Here is a 24,224-nt window from a genome sequence, read left to right on the forward strand (position 1 = left end):
CCGGCGGTTCCGCGGTTGAAACCGCGTGCCGTTCGGTGCAGGCAGCCGGCGATGCGCGTGGACCTCTTCGATTTCGATCTGCCGGAGACCAGCATCGCCCTCCGCCCGGCCGAGCCGCGCGACGCCGGGCGGATGCTCGTGGTCCGACCCGGCGCGCCGCTGGCCGACCGGACCGTGCGCGACCTGCCCCAGGCCCTCCGGGCCGGCGACGCCCTAGTCTTCAACGACACGCGGGTGATCCCGGCCCGGCTGAACGGCGTGCGCACACGGCCCGGCGCCCCCGGCCAGCGCACCGAGGTGATGCTCCACCTGCGGGAAGCCCCCGACCGCTGGCGCGCCTTCGCGCGTCCGGCCAAGCGGCTCGCGGCGGGCGACGCGCTGCGCTTCGGCGATCTGGCGGCGACCGTTCTCGAGAAGGCCGAGGCCGGGGAGATCGTCCTCGCCTTCGACCGGGCCGGGCCCGACCTCGACGCGGCCATCGCCGCGGAGGGTGCCCTGCCGCTGCCCCCCTACATCGCGGGCAAGCGCGCCACGGATGACCGCGACGCCACCGATTACCAGACGGTCTACGCCCGCAATCCGGGGGCGGTCGCGGCTCCCACGGCCGGCCTGCACTTCTCCGACGCGCTGCTGGCCGATCTCGACGCCGCCGGTCTGCGGCGCCGCCACGTCACGCTGCATGTCGGCGCCGGGACCTTCCTGCCGGTCAAGTCCGAGGATACCGAGGCCCACCGCATGCACGCGGAGATCGGCATCCTCGACGCCGCCACGGCCGAGGCCCTGAACGCCGCGCGGGCCGCGGGCGGCCGGATCGTCGCGGTCGGGACCACGGCCCTGCGGCTGCTGGAGAGCGCGGCCCGACCGGACGGCACGCTCGCGCCCTTCTCGGGACCCACCGAGATCTTCATCACGCCGGGCTACCGGTTCCGCGCGGTCGACGCCCTCGTGACCAATTTCCACCTGCCGCGCTCGACGCTGTTCATGCTGGTCTCGGCGTTCTCAGGTCTCGCGACGATGCGCGCGGCCTACGCGCACGCGATCGCCGCCGGGTACCGGTTCTACTCCTACGGCGACGCCAGCCTGCTCTTCCCGGGCCCGGGCGCGGACAACCCATGACCGACAGCGCACACTTCCGCTTCGACCTGCTGGCCCGGGACGGCACCGCCCGCACCGGCGTGATCGCGACGCCGCGCGGCGAGATCCGGACCCCGGCCTTCATGCCGGTGGGCACGGCCGCGACCGTCAAGGCCATGTACCCCGGCCAGGTCCGCGATCTCGGCGCCGACGTGGTCCTGGGCAACACCTACCACCTGATGCTGCGGCCCGGCCCCGAGCGCATGGCCCGGCTCGGCGGCCTTCACCGCTTCATGAACTGGGACCGGCCGATCCTGACCGATTCCGGCGGCTTCCAGGTGATGTCGCTCTCCGCACTGCGGAAGATCGACGAGCAGGGCGTGACCTTCCGCTCGCACATCGACGGCACCGCGCATCACATGAGCCCGGAGCGCTCCATCGAGATCCAGGGTCTGCTCGGCTCCGACATCCAGATGCAGCTCGACGAGTGCGTCCGCCTGCCGGCGGACCACGGGGCCATCGAGAAGGCCATGCACCTATCGCTGCGCTGGGCCGAGCGCTGCCGCGTCGCGTTCGGCGAGCAGCCGGGACGGGCCCTGTTCGGCATCGTCCAGGGCGGCGACGTGCCGGCCCTGCGCGTCGAGAGCGCCCGCGCGCTGACGGATCTCGATCTCAAGGGCTACGCGGTGGGCGGCCTCGCCGTCGGCGAGCCGCAGGCGGTCATGTTCGCCATGATCGAGACGGTCGAGCCGCACCTGCCCGCCGGCAAGCCCCGCTACCTGATGGGCGTCGGCACGCCGGACGACATCCTCGGCGCGGTCGCCCGCGGCATCGACATGTTCGACTGCGTGATGCCGACCCGCGCCGGCCGGCACGGCCTCGCCTACACGCGCCACGGACGGGTCAACCTGCGCAACGCCCGCCACGCCGAGGACACCGCGCCGCTCGACGAGACCTCGACCTGTCCGGCCGCGCGGGACTATTCCCGTGCCTACCTGCATCACCTCGTGCGCTCGAACGAGATCCTCGGGATGATGCTGCTGACCTGGAACAACCTCGCCTACTACCAGGACCTGATGGCCGGCGCGCGCGCGGCGATCCGGGACGGCCGCTACGCGGAGTACTGCGCCGAGACCCGCGCCGGCTGGGCGAGCGCCGAGCGCGCCGCCGCCTGACCGGGCGTCACGGGTGCGCGAGCACCCGGTAGATTCCATCCGGATCGTCGCGGCCGGTGGCGACGGCGCGCGCGAGATCCGAGATGACGCGCGCCGCCACGGGCAGGCGGTAATGCAGCGCGTCCCAATAATTCGCGTCCCGGGTCGTCAGCGGCGAGATCCGGCGAAAATCCACCACGACCGCGCCCCGGCGCTTCCCGATCGCCGCGGCGCGCGCCTTGCAGGCTTCCTCGCGACGGCCCGCCGCCGATCCCGGTGAACCCTGCGCCCCCGCATGCACCGGCATGAAGGCCACGATCTTCAGGGCCTGGGCGGGCACGCGACCGAGGAGATCGTCCAGGCGGTCGAGGGCCGGCATCGGCAGCTCGGGGGCGTCCGCCGCCGCCGAGTCCACGCGGCCTGCGCGGATATGGGCCTGGGCGCGTGCGAGGTCGTAGCGCGCCTCGGGCGGCGTGAAGACCGCGTAGCCGTCTCCGCGAATCCGCGCCCGCGTCAGCCCGAGATCGGCGAGCCCGGCCCGGACGGCCGTCGTGACCGAGCGCAGGCTGACCTGACGCAGGACATCGCCGGGCACGCGGTCCGCGTAGAGCCAGTCGGGAAAGGCATGGGCGGTCCGGGCCGGCGGATCGGCGGCGCACCACGGGGCATCGAGGCCGAACAGGACCGCGCGGATCGGCCGGCGGGCCAGGAACAGCGCGGCGAGCCGACCCTGCTCGTCGGGCGTCGCGGCATTCACCGCCAGATTGGCGAACCGGACACCGAAGGCCGCGTCGAGAGCCTGCGGGTCGAGCAGTCGCGCCGTCGAGGTGCCGAAGACCGCCGCGTCGAACGGCCCCCCGCGGGCGATCTGCGGATAGGAGAGCCGCTGATTGGCATCCATGATCGGTCCCGGCGGATGCCCGGGCGCGGCCCGCAGTCCGTAGGGATCGACCGCGGCCACGAAGCCGATCAGCGCCAGGCCCATGCAGGCGGCGCTGACGAGGAAGCTGCGCGCGAAGCCGGCCCATCCTGCGGGTCGCTGTCCGGCTCGGCTGTGTGAAGGCGAATCCATCGGGGGGCTTCATACGCCGTTTGGCCGGCCACGTCGCAACTGCGCGTCCACCCGTTTGCCAGCCCCCTCACCCGCGCCGCGAGCACAACGACTGTGTGTACAACCTGCGACGAAACGGCAAGCCCACATGTTGTTGCAGCGGGACGTGGCTTCCTGCACTTCCCCTATTATGTATATGTGTCAGGGTGGATTGCCGGCGCGCGACGATTTGATTTCAACGAAATTGATGACGATCACGGCACGCAGCCCGCACGAACAATTCAGCAACGACACTCAGTGATGCGGTTGCGATGTCGAAGACGCCGTCGATTCTTGTGTGTGGGAAAAACAAGGTTTGTGCCGACACGCTCGAGATCATTCGTCGTGAATTGCCAGGTCACACGATCGTGTACGTTTACGCCGACAAGGATGAGATTTCAGCGCGGGTCGCGCGCGACGCGGCGCACCGCCTCGGCATCGAGAGCCGCGGCGTCCAAGATGCCGAAGGCTTCGCGCGCACGTATTTCGAGATCGACCCCACTCTGCTCCTCTCAGTTCAGTTCTCGATCATCTTGAGACACGACATCATCGAGCACGGCAGAGACAGGCTCATCAACCTCCACTTCTCGCCGTTACCGCGCTACCGCGGGATGGCGCCCATCACGCTCGCCATCCTCAACGGCGACGCGACCTTCGGCGTGTCGCTTCACATCATCGATGCCGGGATCGACACGGGCGCCGTCGAGGATCAGGAGACCTTCGCGATCGAGGGCCGGTCCAATCGCGAGGTCTACAGCCTCTGCGAACAGGCCGGCGTGCGGCTGATCGAGCGGAACGCGGCCAAGTTCGCGTCGGTCACCGCGGCGCGCGGCCTGTCGGAAATGGCCGTTGTTCAGGACGACGCGGCGGCGACCTATTTCGGCAAGGCGGATATCGACTACACGCGGACAGAGATCGACTTTCACCGAACGGCGGCCCAGATTGACCGGCACGTGCGCGCCTACCTTTTCCCGCCGGATCTGTACGCGCGTATCGCGGTCGGCGACCGGCGCTTCCGGGTCTTGCAGGCCCCGGAGGTCGGCGCGCGCTGCACGGACCGCAAACCCGGTCTGGTGGTGCAGAACGATCCGCTGGCCGTGACGAGCCGCGACCGGATCCTGATCTTCAGACAGACAGAAGAAGACGCCTGAGCGCATGTCGAAGGCCACCCTGTTGCTGATGGATGTCTTCGGCATCCTCGATGCGAGCCGCAGCGGGCTCATCGACGCCTTCGCGGCGGCCGGATGCGACGTCGTCGTCGCGAATTTTGCCTATACCCACCTCAGCCAGTCGGAGGAACTCGCCGAGACCCTGCTCTCCTTCCTCGAAGCCGACGGCATCGCAATCGACGGCGCCCTGAGCATCAACGCGGTCGGCCTGTGCGCGCCGGTCTATGAGGGCCTCGCGCGGCGCGGCGTGGCGCACGCGGCGTGGTTCGTCGACAGCCCCTTCTACTTCTCGGGTCTCACGATCCCCGCGAGCGTGTTGCTGAGCGTCGCGTGCAGCAACTTCGCGGAGCATCCGCAGGCGTCGCGGGCCGACTGGCTGCCCTTCGCCGGCTTCGATCCACGGCCGTCCCAGAACCGAGCCGTGACCTCAGTCGGCTTCCTCGGGTCGCTGCATCACATTGCCCTCTACGCGGCGCGCTCGCAGGACGGTCTCGTCGGCTCCCGCACCGGCCCTCTGCCTGTGGGGGTCGAGCTTCGCGACCGGATGCGTTCGCCGTTCTTCATGATCGACGAGGCGTGGAGTCTCCCCGACGGCACGCCGATCAACGCGATGGAGTATTTCAATTTCCAGTCGTCGATGCACCGACTGGAACTCCTCTCTTACTTCTCGGCGACCGATCTCGAAATTCAGGGACCGCCGAGCTGGTACAAGGAACTCTGGACCGCGGCTCCTCACCTCCTACACAAGTTTTCCATCAACAGCGTCGTCGGCGAACATCAGATGCGCACCTACATGGCCCGGTATCGAATCTGCCTGAACATTTTCCACATCCAGAATATGAACGGTGGCCCCAATTTCAGAAGCTTCGACGCCGCTTCGCACGGCGTCCCGTGCCTGTCCCAGTATAATCGCGACTGCGCTGCCCTCTTCCCGCACGGTGAGTCGGCCCTGTACTTCAACAACGCTGCCGAGGCGCTTCACCTGCATCGGGAGCTCGACAGCAGCGGCCGGCTCAGACAGAAGCTCGCGACGGCAGCCGCGCGGGTCGTGCGCGATGGGAACACGTTCAGCCATCGCGCGAGCCGCTTCCTCGACACGCTGGCGCTGAAACAGCGGACCGGCACCGCCAGGGGCACAGTCCGGCACCTGCGCTGGCAGGATGGCTGGACCGCCGAGCCGGAGGCTGCGGCGCTGCCGCCAGCCGTTTCCCCGCAATCTCCGCGGGCCGAGGGGAGTGCCCCGGCCCGAAATCCGATCCGCCGTTTCTTCGAGCGGGCGCGCCGATAACGCGCGCCGCGCGCATCCCGATCCGCCTGCCGTCCCTTCGACACGGGTGGATCGACAAACCGCGTGAACCGATCGAGCGCGGCCCGTATAAACTCATCGTGGCCCCGCTCGGCGAGGGTGGGCGGCGTGGGGAGGCGGCATGACGTTCACGGCACACAACATCCGCCTCGCGGACGGGTCCGAGACCTTGCCCGAGGCGGGCTGGCTGATCGCCGACAGCCCCTGGACGCAGGCGGCCCTGCGCTCGCTCCGGCTGTTCTACGGGCACAGGCTGGCCGGCCGGTCGATCGTCGATCTGGGCTGCCTAGAGGGCGGCTACACGCTCGAATTCGCCCGCGCCGGGATGCGCGCCACCGGTGTCGAGGTGCGCCGCTCCAACTTCGAGAACTGCCTGCGGGTCAAGGAGGGGACGGGCGTCCCCGGTCTCGCCTTCGTCAACGACGACGTGTGGAATCTGGCGGCCCACGGCCCCTTCGATGCCGCCTTCTGCTGCGGACTGCTCTACCACCTCGACAGGCCGGCCGCCTTCATCCGCCTCATGGCCGAGTGCGTCCGCGACGTGGTCATCCTGCACACGCATTTCGCGACCGACACGAACGAGGCCCTGTTTCAGCTCTCGCCGCCCGCCGAGAATGAAGATCTGCCGGGTCGCTGGATGCACGAGCACGATCTCGACGACACGAGCCAGCTCGAGGCGCACAAATGGACCTCGTGGAGCAACAAGCGCTCTTTCTGGCCCACCAAGCCGGCCCTGATCCAGCTTCTGAAGGAGTGCGGCTTCGACATGGTCTACGAGCAGTACGACATGCTGGGGCACGACATCCGCGGCTCGATGGAGAGCGGCTACTACCACCAGCAGGGCCGGAGCATGTTCGTGGCTATGCGGACCTGAGCGGCTGCGGGGCGGACATAAATTTAGAATTCACCATCTCCAAAGACTTGCACTGATCGGTTCAGTACGCATGTGACCGGCAATGTCCGCTTAATTCCTGAGGCGGATAAATGGCGACATCGGCCTTATTTCGCAAAGTCCCGCCGCCATGTTCGCGACGAGCCTCGCCCTGTGGGTGATAGCCATCCTGCTTCTGCTCGCTTGGTTGCATCTGCAGGAGCGGGTCACCGAGCGGTGTCGCCGCGCGATCCGACCGCAGATCGAGCGCCTGATCATCGAGAACCGGTGGATGGAGCACCACGCGCGCGGAGCGGCCGCGTTCGAGGCGCTCTGGAACCGGGAACTCGTCAGGCTGCACCACGCCCATCTCTGGCGCCCGCTCCGCGCCGTCGTCCGGTTCCGCGGCTTCAGGCGTCTTGTCAGCGCGGAACTCGCGTCGATCCTGCCGGCCGAGGTCGCGTCCTGGACCTTCGTCGACCGCGCGAGCGCCACGCAGGCGCAATACGAGGCGCTGATGCTGCGGTGCCTGAAGGCGGCCGGCTGGCGCCTGGATTACCAGGATCAGGACCACTTCGTGCTCCTCCGGGCCCGAACGCGCGTCGTAGTTTGCCTGCATTGGGCGGACCGCGACGTCGCGTGTCTCCCGATCTCGGACGTCGCGGCGGCGGCGGAGCGCGCCGGGTCGACCACGGCGTGCGTGATGACCAATGGCCGGTTCAGCGGCGCGGCGCGCGCCATGGCGGAGGAGCAGAACGTCCTGGCGCTGCACTGCTCGCAGATCGACCTGCTGCTGCCCCGGGACAAGTCGACGGTCGCGCCCCGCACGGCCCGCGGAACCGGTTTCCGGCTCGCCGCCTGACCGCGCTCGGACCCCGCGTCGTGCGATGAGGGCCCATGAGAACGACGACATCCCGCGCGGCCGCGCGCCGGGTCCATTCCTCGACGCGCCTCCCTGTGTGCCGCCGATGAACTGACCGGCGCGCACGCTTCCGTCAGGGAGAGGCGCGTGCTCCTCTACGCATCGAGCGTCCCGGGCCTCGCCCGCCGGTCCGCCGTTGCGGGCATCGTCTTCCGCGATCGGACTAACGCTCGCTTCACCATCCCGGGCGGACGCTGAGGCCGAATCGTGGTCCGAGCCGTTGGGGCGCATGGATCAGTCCGCAGCCCTCAGAACGGACCAACCCGCGACCGAACAGGACGCTCTCGCCGAGTTGCCGGCGGGCGATTTCGTCAGGCGATGGCGGCAGATCACCGGCGAGCCGCCGGCCATTCTCCTGAGCTCACGGTCCGAGATGATCGCGCTGCTCGTGGAGAGCGTGCCCATGGCGCCCCTGACCCCGCAGGGCGAGAGCCCCGGCACGGCGGGGTCCGGGGAGACTCCGTCCCAGGATCGCGGCTCGGACGGCCCAGACGGGGCGGCCTCAGGATCCTCCGCGCGCAGTGATCAGCGGAGCGCGAGACAGGGACCGGCCTGATGCGGAGCCGGGATGGCGCGACGCCTTCGGTCCGGTCGAGGTGGCCGCGTTCGCGAGAGTCTGGGAATATGCGGACGCCGACCAGCGAGGCTACACGTCATCTGTCCGCGAGGTCCCTTGCGAAGGGTGACCGTTCGTCTCGCTGAACTTGAGATCGCGGGAATTTTGGTCGGAGTGGCAGGATTTGAACCTGCGACCCCCACGTCCCGAACGTGGTGCGCTACCAGACTGCGCTACACTCCGAAGGCCGTCCTGCGTGTCCGCCAGGGCCGGCGAGCGGGTGTATAGCCGCGCCTTTCCCGCACCGCAAGCGCGCTGTTGCGCCTTTTCAGCCCAGATGATCGGGCCAGTCGTCCGGGAGACGGTGGCAGGTGATCTCCGCCTCCGCGGAGCGGATCGCCACCGTGGCGACGTGATCGCGCCCGCAATCGACCTCGGCCAGGCTCCACGGACCGTCCAGGTTCCAGGACGCGTCACCGGCGGCCCGGACAAGGCGCGGCGCTTCGGGCGGAACGCTGACGCTGAACCGGTCGAGGGGCAGCGACAGGCCGCTGCCCAAAGCCTTCACCACCGCCTCCTTGCGGGTCCACAGTCCGAAGAAGCGCCGTTCGACCGCGCTTCGCGGGGCCCCGGCCAGGGCCGTCACCTCGTCGGCGGCGAAATGGGCCGCCGCGATCCGCAGCGCGTCCGCGATCGGCCGCACGGCCTCGACATCGACGCCGATCGCCGCGCCCCGAGTGAGCCCGATCAGCGCGCGGCCCCCGGAATGGGAGAGGTTGAAGTCGGCGGCGCCCCGTGCCGGGCCCGCGAGCTCCGGCTTGCCGCCGGCTCCGGCGGCGAACTCGACGTCGGCCGGCGCGAGACCGAGCGCGTCGCCGAGGACCAGCCGCAGCGCGGCGTGGCTGGCGCGGAACCGCGCCCGATCCGCCGGGCGCAGGAATCGGTCAGCCCGCGCGCGCTCCGCGGCGTCGAGGACGGCATCGCACCGGTCGACCTGGCTCGGAGACAGGGCGAGGTCGACGATCCAGACCTGCACCGCGCTCACGCGACACCTCGCGAGGCGGGAGCTGGGGCGCTAGCGTCGGGAGAGCGAAACGGCACGGGCGACGATCCGATGGGGCAGGAATGAGCAGCATCGGATCGCGGCCCGTCTCCTGCAAGAAGCGCCGCGCGCGGTGACGCGGTCCAGCGCGGATCTCCGCGTCGGCCTCCTGGGCAGACCGAGCCTCGGCCGGCGGTCCGTCCGCTACGGCGTCTTCTTCGCCACCTACCTCTACCAGGGCCTCGTCGCGGGTTTCTCGCTGACGGCGCTCGCCAACCACCTCGCGGCCAGGGGCGTCCCGGCGACCGAGGTCGGGCTGCACTTCGCCCTGGCCGGCCTGCCCTGGACGCTGCAGCCGCTGCTGTGGGGGCCCTGGGTGGACCGGGCCGGGGACACGCGGATCGGACGGCGCCGGCCCTTCGCGGTCGCCGCGCTGGTCGGATGCCACGCGACGCTGGCGCTGCTCCTCGTCGCCGGGGGCGACGCCGTCGGCGCGCTCGGCTTGGTCTTCCTCGTCCACAGCCTGTTCGCCTCGCTCCTCGATACCGCCTGCGACCGGATGATCATGGACCACGTCCCCCCCCGGGAACTCGGCCGGGTCAGCGCCTGCACCCGCGCGGGCTTCGTGGCCGGAACGAGCCTCAGCGCCGCTGTCTTCGGATGGACGCTCGCGAATTGGGGCTTCGCCGCGAGCGCCCGCTGGCTGCTCGTCGCCGCGATCGTCGCGAGCCTGCCGATGCTGCTGGTCCGCGAGGCGCCGGCCGATCCGCTCTGGTCGCTCGAGCGCCGGGGACCGGCGCCGCGGCGCCTCCCGTTCCGCCGCTTCCTGCGCCGCACCGTGATCGCCCTGCGCCGCCCGCGCGCCCTGCGGCTGCTCGCCCTGTGCTTCGGCCTCGACGCGGCCCTCGGCCTGTTCGAGCTGCCCTTCTCGATCGACCTCCTCCAGCGTCAGGGCTGGGAGGCCGCGAGCCTGTCGCGTCTCCAGGCGGTCCTGACCCTGGTGAGCGGGACGGCCGGTGCGGTCGCGGTGGGACTCTGGTCGGACCGCGCGGGCGCGGCGTCGCCGCTGCGCGCCCTGCTGCTGGGCAGTGCCGTCACCTTCGTGCTGGCCGGGATCCTGATCGGCGCCGGCCTCGTCGGGGCCGCGGCGCCGGCGATCCTGGCGCTCACCAGCGTGCTGCCCGGCCTGCTGATCGTCGCCCTGATGCCGGCCCTGCTCGCGGCGAGCCGGGGCCGTCCGGGCGCGGCCACGCAGTTCGAGGTCTACATGGCGGCCATGAACCTCGGCTCGGTCGCCGGGACGGCGGTCGCGGGCTGGCTGGCCCCGGTCCTGCCGCTCCAGGCGGTCGCCGCCCTCGTCGCCGCGACGTTCTTCGCGGCCTTCCGGATGGCGGGGCGCGGCGATCTGCTCGGCGCCCGCCGGTGAGGGAATCGGGGATCGCGCGCCGCGGCCGACTCCCCGCCGGCCGCCGATGCGTTAGAACCCCGGCATGGCCGCCACGAAATCCGAACCGCTCGATCTCGACCTCACCGCCGAGGAAGCGCGCGCCGAGTACGCGCGGCTGTCGGACGCGCTCCTGGAGGCCGACCGCCTCTACTACCAGGAGGACGCGCCCGAGATATCGGACGCCGAGTACGACCGGCTGCGCCGCCGTCTGGAGGACATCGAGGCCCGATTCCCCGATCTCGCCGGCACGGGCGCCGCCAGCACGTCGGTCGGCGCCAAGCCCTCGGAGAAGTTCGCCAAGGTGCGGCACGCCGTGCCGATGCTCTCGCTGGGCAACGCCTTCGACGACGCGGAGGTGGCCGAATTCGTCGCGCGCGTGCGCCGCTTCCTCGGCTGGCCGGACGACGCCCCCCTCGCCTTCACGGCCGAGCCGAAGATCGACGGCCTGTCCCTGTCCCTGCGCTACGTGAACGGCCGGCTCGACACCGCCGCCACCCGCGGCGACGGCGAGGTGGGCGAGAACGTCACGGCCAACGCCCGCACGGTGCAGGACATCCCGGCGGTGCTCGCGGGGTCCGGCTGGCCGGAGATCTGCGAGGTGCGCGGGGAGGTCTACCTGTCCCACGCCGACTTCGCCGCCATCAACGCCCGGCAGGAGGCGGCCGGCAAGCCGCTCTTCGCCAACCCGCGCAACGCCGCCGCCGGCAGCCTGCGCCAGCTCGATCCCGCGATCACCGCGTCCCGGCCGCTGCGATTCTTCGCCTATGCCTGGGGCGAGCTGTCGGCGCCGATCGCCGACACGCAGACCGGCGTGCTGGAGCACTTCGCGGCCTGGGGCCTGCCGGTGAACCCGCGGACCCAGACCTTCACCGACACGGAGGCGATGCTCGCCCATTACCGCGGCATCGAGGCCGACCGGGCCGGGCTCGGCTACGACATCGACGGCGTCGTCTACAAGGTCGACGACCTCGCGCTCCAGAAGCGGCTGGGCTTCGTCTCGCGCTCGCCCCGCTGGGCGCTCGCCCACAAATTCGCCGCCCAGGAAGCCACCACGGTCGTCGAGGACATCGTCATCAATGTCGGCCGCACCGGCTCGCTGAACCCGCTCGCCAAGCTCCGTCCCGTGACGGTCGGCGGCGTCGTCGTGTCGAACGCCACCCTGCACAACGAGGGCTACGTGAAGGGCGTCGGCGCCGACGGCGAGCCGATCCGCGACGGCCGCGACATCCGCGTCGGCGACACGGTCACGGTGGTCCGGGCCGGCGACGTCATCCCGAAGGTCATGGATGTCGACGTGACGAAGCGCCCGGCCGACTCGCGGCCCTACGCCTTCCCGGAGACCTGCCCGGCCTGCGGCAGCCGCGCCGTCCGCGCCGTCAACCCCCGCACCGGCCGGCCCGACGCGGTGCGCCGCTGCACCGGCGGGCTGATCTGCCCGGCGCAGGGCGTCGAGCGGATGAAGCATTTCGTGTCGCGCAACGGCTTCGACATCGAGGGCTTCGGCGAGACCTATATCGAGGTCCTGTTCGAGGCCGGGCTCGTGCGCCAGCCCGCCGACCTGTTCCGCCTCGACTTCGCGGAACTGAAGGCCGCCATCGTGGCGCGGCGCGAGGCGCTCTCGGCCGAGCGGCGCGCGGATTCGGGGACGGCCGAGCCGCCGAAGAAGGCCGCCAAGAAGAAGAGCGACGACGAAGACAAGGCGATCCGGAACCTGCTCGCCGCCGTCGAGGCGCGGCGCGCCGTGCCGATGAACCGCCTGCTCTTCGCCCTCGGCATCCCGCAGATCGGCGAGGCGACCGCCAAGGCGCTGGCGAAGCGCTTCGCCGAGATGCCGACGCTGATCGCGGCGATCCGCGAGGCCGCGGCGGCGCAGCCCGGTCCCGACTGGGTCGAGCTCACCGCGGTGCCGCGCGTCGGGGGCACGACCCGGGACCGGCTCCTCGATCTCGGCTTCCCGGAGGACGACGCGGCGCCGGCCAAGGAGCGGGCGCGCCTGAGCGCCGTCCAGCGCGAGAACCTCCTCGCCCATTACGGCGACGTCGACGCGGTACGCGCGGCGATCGCGCGGGCTGCGGCGCAGCGTCCCGGCGACGCCTACCGGGTCTTCGCCGACGACGGCGAGATCGGCCCGGTGGCGACCGACGCGCTACTCCTGTTCTTCTCCGAGCCGCACAATGCCGACGCCGTCGCGGCCCTGCTCGACGCGGTGGCGGTGCAGCCGATGGAGCGGGCCGCCGCGGCCTCAGCGTTCGCGGGAAAGACCGTGGTCTTCACCGGCACCCTGGAGAAGATGACCCGCAACGAGGCCAAGGCGGTAGCCGAGCGCCTGGGCGCGAAGGTCTCGGGCTCGGTCTCGGCCAAGACCGACCTGGTCGTGGCCGGCCCCGGTGCGGGCTCGAAACTGAAGGACGCGCAGAAGCACGGCGTCCGGGTCGTCTCGGAGGACGACTGGCTGGCGATGGTGGCGCAGGGTTGATGCCCGAGTCCGGGCGGCCTAGACCTCTCGGGGAACACCCCGAGAACTTCCACCCGGCATGGTTGAACCGCGATGACGGTCCTGGCCCTCGACTTCGAGACGGCCAACGAGCGGCGTGACAGCGCCTGCGCGGTGGGTCTGGCCTGGATCGCGGAGGGCCGCGTCGTGCGCCGCGCGAGCCACCTGATCCGGCCGCCCGAGATGCGCTTCGCACCGGGCAACATCCGCGTCCACGGAATCCTGCCGGCCGACGTCGCCGACAAGCCCGACTTCGCCGCCGTCATGGCGCCCTATCTCGGCGATCTCGGGCGGGGGCTGATCCTGGCGCACAACGCGAGCTTCGATATCGGCGTCCTGCGCGCCGGGCTGACGCGGGCCGGCCTGCCGGTCCCCGATCTCGCCTATCTCTGCACGGTCCAGGTGGCACGCCGGGTCTTCCCGGCGCCGGAGGGCTGCGGGCTCGGCAAGGTCGCGCGGCGCCTCGGCATCCGCTTCGAGCACCACGACGCCGGCGAGGACGCCTTCGCCTGCGCGGAGATCGCGCTCGCCGCGATGCGCGAGCGGGCGGTCGCGGACGTGCACGCCCTCGCGGCCGCGCTCGGCCTCCCGGTCGCGCGGGCGGTCGGCGGCCCCGCCGTGCCGCGCCGCGTGCCGGGTGCGATCAGCGCCCGGGCCGTGGCAAGCTTCCCCGACGCGCCGGCGGCCCTGCGGTTCGCCATGCGCGGCTCGACCGGCAACCGCTACCACGTCAGCCTGGAGGAACGGCCGGGGGGCCCGGAGCTGCGCTGCACCTGCACGGCCGGCCGCTACGGCATGCGCTGCCGCCACGTGAAGGCGCTGGAGGTCGGCGACATCACCGACCTGCTCTCGGACAATGCCGGCGACGTCGTGCTCCTCGCCCGCATGCTCGGCGCGAAGACCCGGGTCGCGGGCGCGGCCTGACCGGGCTCAGGCCGCGTCGAGGCAGGCGCGGAAGGCCGCGACGGCGCGGTCGATGTCGGCCGCCGCGATGTGCCGGTGCGTGACGAGCCGCAGCCGCCGCGGGCCGAGCGGGCGCGTGCGGATGCCGGCCGCGTCGAGATCCGCGACCCAGCGCGCGCTGTCCCGCCCGGTCCGAGAGAGGTCGACCTGCACGATGTTGGTCTGCGGCAGGTTCGCCGCGAGGCGCGGCAGGGCGTTCAGCCCGGCGCTCAGCTGCCGGGCCCGGTCGTGGTCCTCGACGAGGCGCGCGCCCATGACGGTGATCGCCTCGAGGCCGGCGGCCGCCACGATCCCGACCTGCCGCTGCGTCCCGCCGATCATCTTCCGCAGGCGCCGTGCCGCCGCGATCACCGGTCCGTCGCCGGCAAGCACGGCGCCGACCGGAGCGCTGAGGCCCTTCGACAGGCACAGCGACACGGTGTCGACATGGGCCGCGAGGTCCGCCGGCGCGACCCCGAGATGGGTGGCGGCATTGAACAGGCGGGCCCCGTCGAGATGGACCTTTATGCCGCGCGCGCGGGCGATCTCCGCCACCGCGGCCATATGCTCCGGCGGCAGCACGGTGCCGCCGGCGGCGTTGTGCGAGGTCTCCAGCGCGATCATGGCCGTCGACAGCGGGCTCGCGCCCGGCCGGAGGGCGTCCTCGAGCCGGTCGAGATCCATGGCACCGTCGGTCCCGGCGATCCCGTCCAGGAACGCCCCGGTCAGGGTGGCGGCGCCGCGCTCGGTGTGGAGCATGTGGGCCTGGGCCTCGAGCAGGACCTGCTCGCTGCGCTGAACCTGGGCCAGGATCGCCAGCAGATTGCCCATCGTGCAACTCGGCACGAACAGGGCCGCCGCCTTGCCGATCATCGCGGCGGCGGTCTCCTCCAGCGCGCGGGCGGTCGGGTCGGCGTCGAGCCCGTCGTCGCCCAGCGGCGCCGACCGCATCCGGGCGTACATCGCCTCGGTCGGCCGCGTGACGGTGTCGCTCCGCAGGTCGACCACGGACGGCGCGTCCGTGGCTTCGCCGTGATCGTCTCGCATGTCGGTCTCGCCGCCCTACCGGTAGGCCGCCTCGTCGCCGGAATCGGTCGGGTTGGCGAGCGCCCGCTTGAGCACGTCGCTCATCGGCAACTCCAAGTTGATACCCTTCGGCGGGATCGGCTGCTCGAAATACTTGCCGTAGAGCCGCGCCACGGTCCCGTCCTGGATCAGCTCGACCACCGCCTTGTCGACCGCAGCCTTGAAGGCCGCGTCGTCCTTCGGCTCCAGGATCCCGTAGGGGGCGAATTCCAGGCCCTTGGTGCCGATCTTGTAATCCGCCGGCCGCTTGGCCCCCGCCACCGTGGCGTGGGCCAGGGCGTCGTCGTTGATGGCGCCCGCCGCGCGGCCGGTCTCCACGAGCAGGAACACCTCGGCGGTGTCCTTGGCCGGCATCACCTGGATGTCGAGCTTGTCGCGGACGTTGATCCGGGTGGCGACGCGCTGAGTCTCGCCGCCGGCCTGCGCCGAGATGGCCTTGCCGCGGAACGAGGCGATGTCGTCGACATCCACCGGCGTGTCCTTCTTGGCCACCAGCACCACCTGCGCCACGAAGGTGGTCGGCGCGAACGAGACCAGCTTGTGCCGCTCGGGCAGGTTGCTGGCGGTGCCGCATTCCAGGTCGATCGTGCCGTTGTTGATCAGCGGGATCCGGGTCGCCGACATCACCGGCACGTGGCGCACCTCGAGCTTGGGCAGGCCGAGCGCGGCCTTGAGCTTCTGCGCGACGTGTTCGCATATCTCCAGCGAATAGCCGACCGGCTTGGCGTTCTGGTCGAGGAAGCCGAAGGGCGGCGACGCGTCCGGGAAGCCGAGGCTGATCTGTCCGGTCGCGCGGATCTTGTCGAGGCGCCCCTCGGCGACCGACGGCGCGGCGAGGCCGGCCCAGCACAGAGTGGCCAACAGAAGCGGCAGCGTCCTCGACACGATCCGAACCCCCTCGCTATGTCTGAACCGGCGAAGCGCCCGGCCGCCCCGACGGGGAGTCGGCCCGAAGCTTTGCCGACTGATCCTAGGAGCGGCCGCGCGCGTGCGTCCAATGCCGATTCACCTGCCGAGCATACGGATCTGATATGGCCGAGCGGCGCATGACCTTCCGGCACATCGAGGCCTTCCGGGCCGTGGTGGCCACCGGGTCGATGACCGAGGCGAGCCGCCGGCTCCACACCTCGCAGCCGCAGGTCAGCCGCCTGATCGCGCAGCTGGAGGCGATCACCGGCCTGCCCCTGTTCGACCGGAGCGGGAGCCGGGTCGTGCCCTCCCTCGACGGGACGCGGTTCCACGCGGAGGTCGAGCGCGCCTTCGTGGGCCTCACGAGCCTGGAATCGGCGGCCGCGCGCATCCGCGCCTTCGGGGCGGAGCGGCTGCGGGTGGCGGCGATGCCGCGACTGGCGGGCGGGCTCCTCGCGCGCGCGGTCGTCCGCTTCCGGGCCGCGCATCCGGACGTGATCGTGGCGATCCATTCCGGCGACGACGAGACCGTGAACCACTGGCTCGCCACCGGCTCCTGCGACGCCGCGCTGACGATGCTGTACGGCGACGCCCCGGAGGCGCGCGCCGAGCATGTCGAGACGCGCGCCTGCGTCGCCGTCCTGCCGCGGGACCATGCCCTCGCCGCGCGGGAATCGCTCGCGCCCGCGGATTTTCAGGGCGTGCCCTTCGTCGCCGCGTCGCTCGGGAGCGCCCTGCGCGGCCGGACCGAGGCCGTCTTCGAGGCCGCCGGCATCGGCCTGACCATCACCGCCGAGGCCGGCCTCGGCGCCTCGATCTGCACCCTGGTCTCGGCCGGGCTCGGGGTCAGCGTGATGAACCCCCTGGCCGCCCACGAGGAGGCGAAGGTCTCGCCGATCGCGATCCGGCCCTTCGCCCCCGCCCTCCCGGTGCATTTCGCGCTGCTCTTCCCCCCGGACCACGCCCGGGGGCGGCTGATGCGGGCCTTCGGTGCCTGCGCGCGCACGGTCCTGCTGGAGGAGCTCGCCCAGCTGCCGGACGCCGCGAGCGGGCGTCCGGCCGACGTCGCTCACGCGGCGCGCTTCTCGGCGCCGGCGTAGAAGGTGCCCCCGTTCTCGGCCATCGCGGCCAGGTTGTCGGGCACGTGGAAACGGGGCCCGTGCTTGGCCTCGAGCGTCCGCGCGAGGTCGACGAAGGCCGCCGCGCCCATGAAGTCGATGTACGACAGGGTCCCGCCGGTGAACGGCGCGAAGCCGAAACCGAGGATCGAGCCGACATCGGCCTCGCGCGGGTCGGTGACCACGCCCTCGCCGACCGTGCGGGCGGCTTCCAGCGCCTGGACCACGAGGAGCCGCTGCTTCAGCTCGGTGAAGTCGACGGCGTCGGGGTCGAGGCGGTTCGGCTGCAGGTCCTGCAGGCCGGGCCACAGGCGCTTCGGCGCGCCCTCCGGGTAGTCGTAGAAGCCCTTGCGGTTCTTGCGGCCGAGCCGGCCCTGATTCTCGACCATCTCGGCGAGGATCGCCTTCTGCGCCGGGTCGACGGCGCCCTGCCCGACCTGCGCCTCGGTGGCCTTGGCGATCTTGAGCACGAGGTCGAGGGCGACCTCGTCGTTGAGCGATAGCGGCCCGACCGGCATGCCCGCCTGGCGGCCGGCGCTCTCGATCATCGCCGGCGGCACGCCTTCGAAGAGCATCTTGTGGCCTTCGAGGATGTAGGCGCCGACGCAGCGGTTGGCGAAGAAGCCGCGGGCGTCGTTGACGACGATCGGGGTCTTCTTGATCAGCCGCACGTAGTCGAGGGCGGTGGCGAGCGCCGCGTCCCCGGTCGCCTCGCCCTTGATGATCTCGACGAGCATCATCTTCTCCACGGGCGAGAAGAAGTGGATGCCGACGAACTGCGCGGGCCGCTGCGACGCCTTGGCCAGGCCGGTGATCGGCAGGGTCGAGGTGTTGGACGCGAAGATCGCGTCGGGGCGGATCACCGCCTCGACCTTCTGGATCACTTCGGCCTTCACCCGCGGATCCTCGAAGACGGCCTCGATCACGAGGTCGCACTCCGCGAGGGCGCCGTAATCCGCCGTGGCCTGGATCCGGCCGAGCAGCGCCTCCCGGTCGGCGGTCTTGGCGCGGCCCTTGTTGATCTGGCCGGTGATGAGCGTGTGGGCGTAGGCCTTGCCCTTCTCGGCCGCCTCGACCGACTGGTCGACCAGCACCACCTCGATCCCGGCCTGGGCGGTGACGTAGGCCACGCCCGCGCCCATGAAGCCGGCGCCGATCACGCCGACCTTTCGCAGGTTCGTGGCCGGCACGTCCTTCGGGCGGCGCGCACCCTTGTTCAGCTCGCCCATGGAGATGAACAGCGTGCGGATCATCGCCGCCGCCTCGGTCGAGCGCAGGATATGCGCGAAGTACCGGCTCTCGACCCGCAGGGCGAGGTCCATCGGCAGCTGCATGCCCTCGTAGACGGAGGCCAGGATCGCCTTCGCGGCCGGGTAGTTGTCGTGCGTCTCGCGGCGGTAGATGGCGTTGGCCGGCGGCCAGATCATCATGCCGGCGGGCGAGTAGACCTTGCCGGACGGCGCCTTGAACTTCGGCACGTCCCAGGGCGCCACAGCCGAGCCGCCCTCGCGGATCCAGGCCTTGGCGCGCTCGACGATCTCGGCCTGCGGCGCCACCGCGTGGATCAGCCCCATGCCCTTGGCCATGGGCGCGCGGATCTGCTCGCCCTTGAACAGCATCTGCAGGGCGTCGCCGGTCTGCATCAGGCGGGCGACCCGCTGCGTGCCGCCGCCGCCCGGGAACAGGCCGACCTTGATCTCCGGCAGGCCGACCCGGGTCTTCCCGTCGTCGGAGGCGACGCGGTGATGGCACGACAGCGCCAGCTCGAAGGCGCCGCCCAGGCACAGGCCCTGGATCGCCGCCGCGAAGGGCTTGCCGCAGGTCTCCAGCCGCCGGAACAGCAGCGACAGGCGTCGGGAGGCCTCGAAGAAGTGGCGCATCGCCACCTCCTCGCCCTGCTCGGCCTTCAGCTGCTCGTAGGCCCGGCCCAGGCCCTGGAGCATGGTGAGATCGGCGCCGCCGGAGAAATTGTCCTTCCCGGTGGTGATGACGCAGCCCTTGATCGCCGGGTCGGACGCGACCTGCTCGATGATCTGCTCGAGCTGGTCCATCACACCTTCGGTGATCACGTTCATCGAGCGGCCGGGCATGTCCCAGGTCGCCAGCGCGACGCCGTCGGGATCGGTCTCGAAGCGGAAATCGGTCAGCGTCACGGTGCCGTCCTCCCTGGGTTCCGCCGACGATCCGCCGGCGCACTTGCATTAAGGTTGTGTTGAGCGCGTCCGGCCATTGTCTGCCGGCCGGGGTCACTCACCGAAAGCCGCACATGACGAAGGATTCCGGCTGCCGCGCCTGTCGCGCCGGCACCAAGCTCGACTTCGACTTCACGATGGCGTTCCAGCCGATCCTCGACCTCGCGGACGGCAGCGTCTGGGCCTACGAGGCGCTGGTGCGCGGCCCGAAGGGTGAGCCGGCCTACACGATCCTCGACCGGGTGACCGACGAGACCCGCTACCAGTTCGACCAGGCCGCCCGCGTCAAGGCGATCGAGCTCGCCGGCACGCTGTTCCCCCGCGACAGCGCCACGCGGCTGTCGATCAACTTCATGCCCAACGCGGTCTACGAGCCGAATGCCTGCATCCGCGCCTCGCTCGAGGCGGCGCGGCGCATCGACTTCGCCCACCGGCGGATCATGTTCGAGTTCACCGAGCAGGAGCGCTTCCGGGACATCGAGCACGTCAAGGGCATCGTCGCCGCCTACCGGAAGCAGGGGTTCCTGACGGCGCTCGACGATTTCGGCGCCGGCTTCGCGGGCCTGAGCCTGCTCGCCAATTTCCGCCCCGACCTGATCAAGATCGACATGGACGTGCTGCGCGGCCTCGACAGCGACGCCGGGCGCTACGCCATCGTCTCGGGCGTGGTCGCCATCGCCCGCGCCCTCGGGGTGACGGTTCTGGCCGAGGGCGTGGAGACCGCGGCGGAACTCGACGCCCTGCGGAATATCGGGATCACGCTCGTGCAGGGCTACCACTTCGCCAAGCCCCTCCTGGAGGGGCTGCCCCCGGTCGCGGGCTTCGCCCCCATGGTGGCCGCGCGCGCGGCCTGACACCGGACCGACGCGCGCGGCGCTCATCGCCTACTTCGGCGCCGGGGTCGGCGCAGCGGCCGGCGGCGCAGGCGGCACCGGCGGGGTGCCGGGCTTCGGTCCGTTGTCGGTCGCCGCGGCCACCGCCAGCATGTTGAGCAGCTTGGTCACGGAGTTCTGCGAGATCGCCGTCACCGACGAGTTCGGATCGGCATTCATCGTCTGGAACTTGAGGTAGGTCGGGTCCGAGTAGATCTCGTCGAGGTGCTTGAGCTCGGCGAGGCTGAACTTCTCGGCGTAGTCCTTCGAGAGCCCCTGGACCATGAGGGTCCGCTGCTTCTCGAATTCGTCCAGCAGCTCCTTGCGCACGGCCTCGGCGCGGGCCTCCGGCATCGGCGCCACGGTCTTCTCGAGGGCGACGTTGAACCCGGTCTGGAGGTTCTTGATCAGGGTCTTGTTGACGAGGTTCGTGGCCGCGGCGACGCGGTCCGCCGCGTCATCGGCGCGGGCGGCCACCGGCAGGCTCAGGGTGACGCCCAGACAGAGCGTCGCAATCAGGCGGTTCAAGGGCTTGTCTCCCGTTGTTTTATCGTCCGGACCGCGAAAGGGCCGAGCGTCGCCCGCGCCTCTAGCAGCGTTCCCGGATTTTGGGGAGCGGCGCGGCGCCGCTCCCGGGCGCGCGGGGGTTCACACCCGCTCGATGATGGTCGCGGTGCCCATGCCGGCGCCGATGCACAGCGTGACCAGCGCGCGCTCCTTGCCGGTCCGCTCCAGCTCGTCGAGCGCGGTTCCGAGGATCATCGCGCCGGTGGCGCCCAGCGGGTGGCCGAGGGCGATGGCGCCGCCGTTCACGTTGACCGCCTCCGGATCGAGGTCGAAGGCTTGGCAGAAGCGCAGGACCACGGCCGCGAAGGCCTCGTTGACCTCGAACAGGTCGATGTCCGACAGGCTCAGGCCCGACTTCGCCAGGACCTTGCGGGTGACGTCCACCGGCCCGGTGAGCATCAGGGCCGGGTCGGACCCGATATTGGCGAAGGCGCGGATCCGGGCGCGCGGGCGCAGGCCCGCGGCCTCGCCGGCAGCGCGGGAACCGATCAGCACGGCGGCGGCGCCGTCGACGATGCCGGAGGAGTTGCCGGCGTGGTGGACGTGCTCCACGCTCTCCACGTCCGGATGCGCGTCCGTCGCAACGGCGTCGAAGCCGCCCATCTGGCCCATCTGCACGAACGAGGCCTTCAGCGCGGCGAGCGACTGCATGTCGGTGCCTGGACGGATGTGCTCGTCGCGGTCGAGGAGCGTGATGCCGTTCACGTCGCGGACCGGGACCACCGTGCGGTCGAACAGCCCCTCACCCCAGGACTTCGCGGCGCGCTCCTGGGAGCGGACCGCGTAGGCGTCGCAATCGTCCCGTGTGAAGCCGTACTTGGTGGCGATCAGGTCGGCCGAGACGCCCTGCGGCATGAAGTAGGACTTGATGGCGATCGCCGGGTCGACCGGCCAGGCGCCGCCCGAGGCGCCGATGCCGATGCGACTCATCGATTCGACGCCGCCGCCCACCGCCATCTCGTGCTGGCCGCTCATGACCTGCGCGGCGGCGAAGTTCACCGCGTCGAGGCCGGAGGCGCAGAAGCGGTTGATCTGCACGCCCGGCACGTGCGCGCCGTAATCCGCCACGAGGGCGGCGGCGCGGGCGATGTCGCCCCCCGCCTCGCCCACCGGATCGACGCAGCCCAGCACCACGTCGTCGACGAGGCCGGTATCGAGTCCGTTGCGGTCCTTGAGGGCGCGGAGCGCGGTCTCGGCGAGCCGCAGGGCGGTGACTTCGTGGAGGGAGCCGTCCGCCTTGCCGCGCCCGCGCGGCGTGCGAACGTGGTCGTAGATGAAGGCGTCCGTCATCAGCACTCCCCCGGGGCGTCGATCTTCGCCGGTCGGCGACGCGGCCTTACAGGGCCGTCTCGGTTCGCGCCAGTCTGCCACGGCGCGCGCGCCCTCGGCCAGCCCCGATAGCGGGGAGCTGGCGAAGGGCGCGTGACAGCGGGGGTGGTTTGGTCGTGCTCGTGCGGGCTCGGCCAGATCAGCCGGATGACCGGCGGTCCCCGCGCCCGCCCGGATCGAACCTGCTCCGGAAAGAGCAAACTCAGCCCGGACGCGATGCGGGAAATCTCGCGCGTTCGACTAGTCCTGAAGCATCCGCTTCAGCAGCTCGACCTCGTCGCCGAGCACCGAATCTTCGCCGATCTGCTTCTCGATCTTGCGCACGGCGTGCAGCACCGTGGTGTGGTCGCGGCCTCCGAAGCGGCGGCCGATCTCCGGCAGCGAGCGCAGCGTCAGGACCTTCGACAGGTACATGGCGATCTGGCGCGGCTTCACCACCGCGGCGGTGCGCCGTTCCGACAGGATATCGGACCGCGAGACGTTGTAGCGCGAGGCGACCAGCTTCTGGATGTCCTCGATCTTGATCCGCTTCGGCTCGCGGTTCTTCACGAGGTCGCGGATCGCGCTCTCGGCCGTCTCCATCGTCACGGCGGTGCCGGTGAGCGTGGCGTGGGCCAGCAGGCGGTTGACCGCGCCCTCGAGGTCGCGGCCGTTGGCGGTGATCGCGCGGGCCACGTAGGCTGCCACCTGCGGCGAGACGTCGAAGCCCGGATGCGCGGCCCGCACGGCGGCGAGGCGTGCCGACAGGATCGAGACGCGCAGGGCCTCGTCGAGGGCCGTGATCTCGACCACGAGGCCACCGCCGAGCCGCGAGCGCACCCGCTCGTCCAGGGCCTCGAGTTCGGTCGGGGGCCGGTCGGAGGCGACCACGACCTGACGGCCGGCATCGATGAGCGCGTTGATCGTGTGGCCGAACTCGGCCTGGATCGACTTGCCCTGGATGAACTGGACGTCGTCCAGGATCAGCAGGTCGATGCCCCGCAGCCGCTCCTTGTAGGCGAGCGCCGACTGGGTCTTCAGGGCGTTGACGAAGCCGTACATGAAGCGGTCGGCGGTCAGGTAGATCACCCGGCGGCCGGCCTCGCGGGCGGCGTGGCCGATCCCGTGCAGCAGGTGGGTCTTGCCCAGCCCGACGCCCGCGTGGAGGTAGAGCGGGTTGTAGAGCGCGCCCTCCCCCTGGTGATTGGCGACCCGCTCGGCGGCGGCGTGCGCCAGCGCGTTCGAGCGCCCGATCACGAAGCTCGCGAAGGTCAGCCGCGCGTCGAGCGGCGTGCCGCTCAGGTCACCGCCGGCCTCGGCGCCGCGCGCCTCGGGCGTCGGTGCGACCGCGGCGACCGGCATCGGCGCGCTGGTCGCGTGGAGGCGGGCGAGCGGGCCGCTGACCGGGCCTGCCTTCGCGGCTCCGACGGCGACCGGACGGACCGGCGCCCCGGTCCCGCGCACGCCGACCTCGATCCGCGCGATCTCCTCGACCTCGGCCTTGAAGGTGTTGAGGACGCGGTCGAGGTAGTGCGACTCGATCCAGCTCTTCAGGAAGCGGGTCGGGACCGTCAGGCGGGCCGTTCCGCCGGCCACGGCCTCCAGCTCCAGCCGGGCGAACCAGCTGGCGAACACGTCCTCGCCGAGTTCGGCCCGCAGCCGGCGCTTCACCCGGGCCCAGGCAGACCCGTAATCCGTGTTGCCGCCGCCGTTGCGGCCCCCGTCGTCGTCGCTCGCCACCGTTCCGTCGACACGCATCACTGGCTCTCCCGACGCTGCCCACGGAAGCCCGCAGGCGGCGCGTACGCACGAATTACGCCCTCAGCGTCCCGCAAGAACGGGCGGGACAGAGTCCTCTGGACGGAGTCAACCCCGCCGCGAGGAACTTTTGCCGATTGGGAGAGCCTATCAACAATTACCTACGGTTCCTTTAACAGTGGGACTTGTGGGGACGGCGCCGATTCCCATTCGCAAGTGTTCGCGCAGGAGCTGAACACGGCGGCTAGAGTCTTGGCGAATCAGATCGATTCGCTGGAGTCCCGAAATCGCCGTGTTTTGCTTGCCCGGTGTCAGTTTCTGTTAAGCTACACGCCGTTTCCGGGAAC

At 71.1% G+C, this 24,224-nt stretch carries 19 protein-coding genes and 1 tRNA gene; 11 read left to right on the top strand and 9 right to left on the bottom strand.

Annotation, left to right across the window (positions count from 1 at the left end):
• Positions 1-51: 51 nt before the first annotated feature.
• Positions 52-1,116 carry a tRNA preQ1(34) S-adenosylmethionine ribosyltransferase-isomerase QueA gene (gene queA, locus ACLBX8_RS03870; protein WP_447697970.1) on the top strand — a complete coding sequence of 355 codons (1,065 nt, stop codon included), beginning with the start codon at positions 52-54 and terminating at the stop codon, positions 1,114-1,116.
• Positions 1,113-2,249, top strand: a complete 1,137-nt coding sequence (gene tgt / locus ACLBX8_RS03875; protein ID WP_447697971.1) for a tRNA guanosine(34) transglycosylase Tgt — start codon at positions 1,113-1,115, stop codon at positions 2,247-2,249. The genes queA and tgt overlap by 4 nt, the downstream gene beginning before the upstream one ends.
• A 7-nt stretch (positions 2,250-2,256) precedes the next feature.
• Here the strand turns inward: tgt and ACLBX8_RS03880 are convergent, their stop codons facing one another.
• Positions 2,257-3,300 (bottom strand): hypothetical protein, encoded by a 1,044-nt coding sequence (locus ACLBX8_RS03880; protein WP_447697972.1) that lies wholly within the window; start codon positions 3,298-3,300, stop codon positions 2,257-2,259.
• 290 nt (positions 3,301-3,590) lie between these two features.
• Here ACLBX8_RS03880 and ACLBX8_RS03885 point away from each other — a divergent pair, with 290 nt between their 5' ends.
• The 4 genes from ACLBX8_RS03885 (at position 3,591) to ACLBX8_RS03900 (ending at position 7,526) form a co-directional block, all read left to right on the top strand.
• Positions 3,591-4,469, top strand: coding sequence for a methionyl-tRNA formyltransferase (locus ACLBX8_RS03885; protein ID WP_447714630.1), 879 nt, complete (start codon positions 3,591-3,593; stop codon positions 4,467-4,469).
• Between the two features lie 4 nt (positions 4,470-4,473).
• Positions 4,474-5,775, top strand: coding sequence for a glycosyltransferase family protein (locus ACLBX8_RS03890; protein WP_447697974.1), 1,302 nt, complete (start codon positions 4,474-4,476; stop codon positions 5,773-5,775).
• A gap of 139 nt (positions 5,776-5,914) precedes the next feature.
• Complete coding sequence (locus ACLBX8_RS03895) at positions 5,915-6,667, top strand: class I SAM-dependent methyltransferase (protein WP_447697975.1); 753 nt, start codon at positions 5,915-5,917, stop codon at positions 6,665-6,667.
• 148 nt (positions 6,668-6,815) lie between these two features.
• Positions 6,816-7,526, top strand: coding sequence for a restriction endonuclease (locus ACLBX8_RS03900; protein WP_447697976.1), 711 nt, complete (start codon positions 6,816-6,818; stop codon positions 7,524-7,526).
• A gap of 782 nt (positions 7,527-8,308) precedes the next feature.
• On the opposite strand, the gene ACLBX8_RS03905 is transcribed toward ACLBX8_RS03900, so the two are convergent.
• Together ACLBX8_RS03905 and ACLBX8_RS03910 are read right to left on the bottom strand one after the other, a co-directional pair.
• A tRNA-Pro gene (locus ACLBX8_RS03905) sits at positions 8,309-8,385 on the bottom strand.
• A gap of 85 nt (positions 8,386-8,470) precedes the next feature.
• Complete coding sequence (locus ACLBX8_RS03910; RefSeq protein WP_447698053.1) at positions 8,471-9,187, bottom strand: 4'-phosphopantetheinyl transferase family protein; 717 nt, start codon at positions 9,185-9,187, stop codon at positions 8,471-8,473.
• Positions 9,188-9,317: 130 nt separating this feature from the next.
• Here ACLBX8_RS03910 and ACLBX8_RS03915 point away from each other — a divergent pair, with 130 nt between their 5' ends.
• From ACLBX8_RS03915 to ACLBX8_RS03925, 3 genes are all read left to right on the top strand, one after another.
• Complete coding sequence (locus ACLBX8_RS03915; protein WP_447698054.1) at positions 9,318-10,610, top strand: MFS transporter; 1,293 nt, start codon at positions 9,318-9,320, stop codon at positions 10,608-10,610.
• A 64-nt stretch (positions 10,611-10,674) separates the two neighbouring features.
• On the top strand, positions 10,675-13,107 hold the full coding sequence (gene ligA, locus ACLBX8_RS03920; RefSeq protein WP_447698055.1) for an NAD-dependent DNA ligase LigA: 2,433 nt from the start codon (positions 10,675-10,677) through the stop codon (positions 13,105-13,107).
• 72 nt (positions 13,108-13,179) lie between these two features.
• Complete coding sequence (locus ACLBX8_RS03925) at positions 13,180-14,049, top strand: 3'-5' exonuclease (RefSeq protein ID WP_091980495.1); 870 nt, start codon at positions 13,180-13,182, stop codon at positions 14,047-14,049.
• Between the two features lie 6 nt (positions 14,050-14,055).
• Here the strand turns inward: ACLBX8_RS03925 and ACLBX8_RS03930 are convergent, their stop codons facing one another.
• Positions 14,056-15,114, bottom strand: a complete 1,059-nt coding sequence (locus ACLBX8_RS03930; RefSeq protein WP_447714631.1) for a GntG family PLP-dependent aldolase — start codon at positions 15,112-15,114, stop codon at positions 14,056-14,058.
• Positions 15,115-15,129: 15 nt separating this feature from the next.
• Positions 15,130-16,014 carry an amino acid ABC transporter substrate-binding protein gene (locus tag ACLBX8_RS03935; protein WP_056522091.1) on the bottom strand — a complete coding sequence of 295 codons (885 nt, stop codon included), beginning with the start codon at positions 16,012-16,014 and terminating at the stop codon, positions 15,130-15,132.
• A gap of 185 nt (positions 16,015-16,199) precedes the next feature.
• Between ACLBX8_RS03935 and ACLBX8_RS03940 the strand changes: the two genes are divergently transcribed.
• On the top strand, positions 16,200-17,162 hold the full coding sequence (locus tag ACLBX8_RS03940) for a LysR substrate-binding domain-containing protein (RefSeq protein WP_447714632.1): 963 nt from the start codon (positions 16,200-16,202) through the stop codon (positions 17,160-17,162).
• Here the strand turns inward: ACLBX8_RS03940 and ACLBX8_RS03945 are convergent.
• Positions 17,132-19,333: a 3-hydroxyacyl-CoA dehydrogenase NAD-binding domain-containing protein gene (locus ACLBX8_RS03945; protein ID WP_447714633.1), complete on the bottom strand. Its 2,202-nt coding sequence runs from the start codon at positions 19,331-19,333 to the stop codon at positions 17,132-17,134. The two genes, ACLBX8_RS03940 and ACLBX8_RS03945, sit on opposite strands and share 31 nt — an antisense overlap.
• Positions 19,334-19,446: 113 nt before the next feature.
• On the opposite strand from ACLBX8_RS03945, the gene ACLBX8_RS03950 reads away from it, so the two are divergent.
• A complete protein-coding gene (locus ACLBX8_RS03950; protein ID WP_447698060.1) occupies positions 19,447-20,226 on the top strand; it encodes an EAL domain-containing protein in 780 nt (259 codons plus the stop codon).
• A 30-nt stretch (positions 20,227-20,256) separates the two neighbouring features.
• Here ACLBX8_RS03950 and ACLBX8_RS03955 read toward each other — a convergent pair whose 3' ends face one another.
• From ACLBX8_RS03955 to dnaA, 3 genes are all read right to left on the bottom strand, one after another.
• The gene (locus tag ACLBX8_RS03955) at positions 20,257-20,772 is read right to left on the bottom strand and encodes a hypothetical protein (RefSeq protein WP_427507546.1); all 516 of its coding nucleotides are present in this window, start codon (positions 20,770-20,772) and stop codon (positions 20,257-20,259) included.
• Between the two features lie 120 nt (positions 20,773-20,892).
• Entirely contained in the window at positions 20,893-22,101 is a 1,209-nt protein-coding gene (locus tag ACLBX8_RS03960) for an acetyl-CoA C-acetyltransferase (protein WP_447714634.1), read from the bottom strand.
• 279 nt (positions 22,102-22,380) lie between these two features.
• On the bottom strand, positions 22,381-23,877 hold the full coding sequence (gene dnaA / locus ACLBX8_RS03965; protein ID WP_020091382.1) for a chromosomal replication initiator protein DnaA: 1,497 nt from the start codon (positions 23,875-23,877) through the stop codon (positions 22,381-22,383).
• Positions 23,878-24,224: the final 347 nt, after the last annotated feature.

Source organism: Methylobacterium sp. D48H, assembly GCF_053345715.1.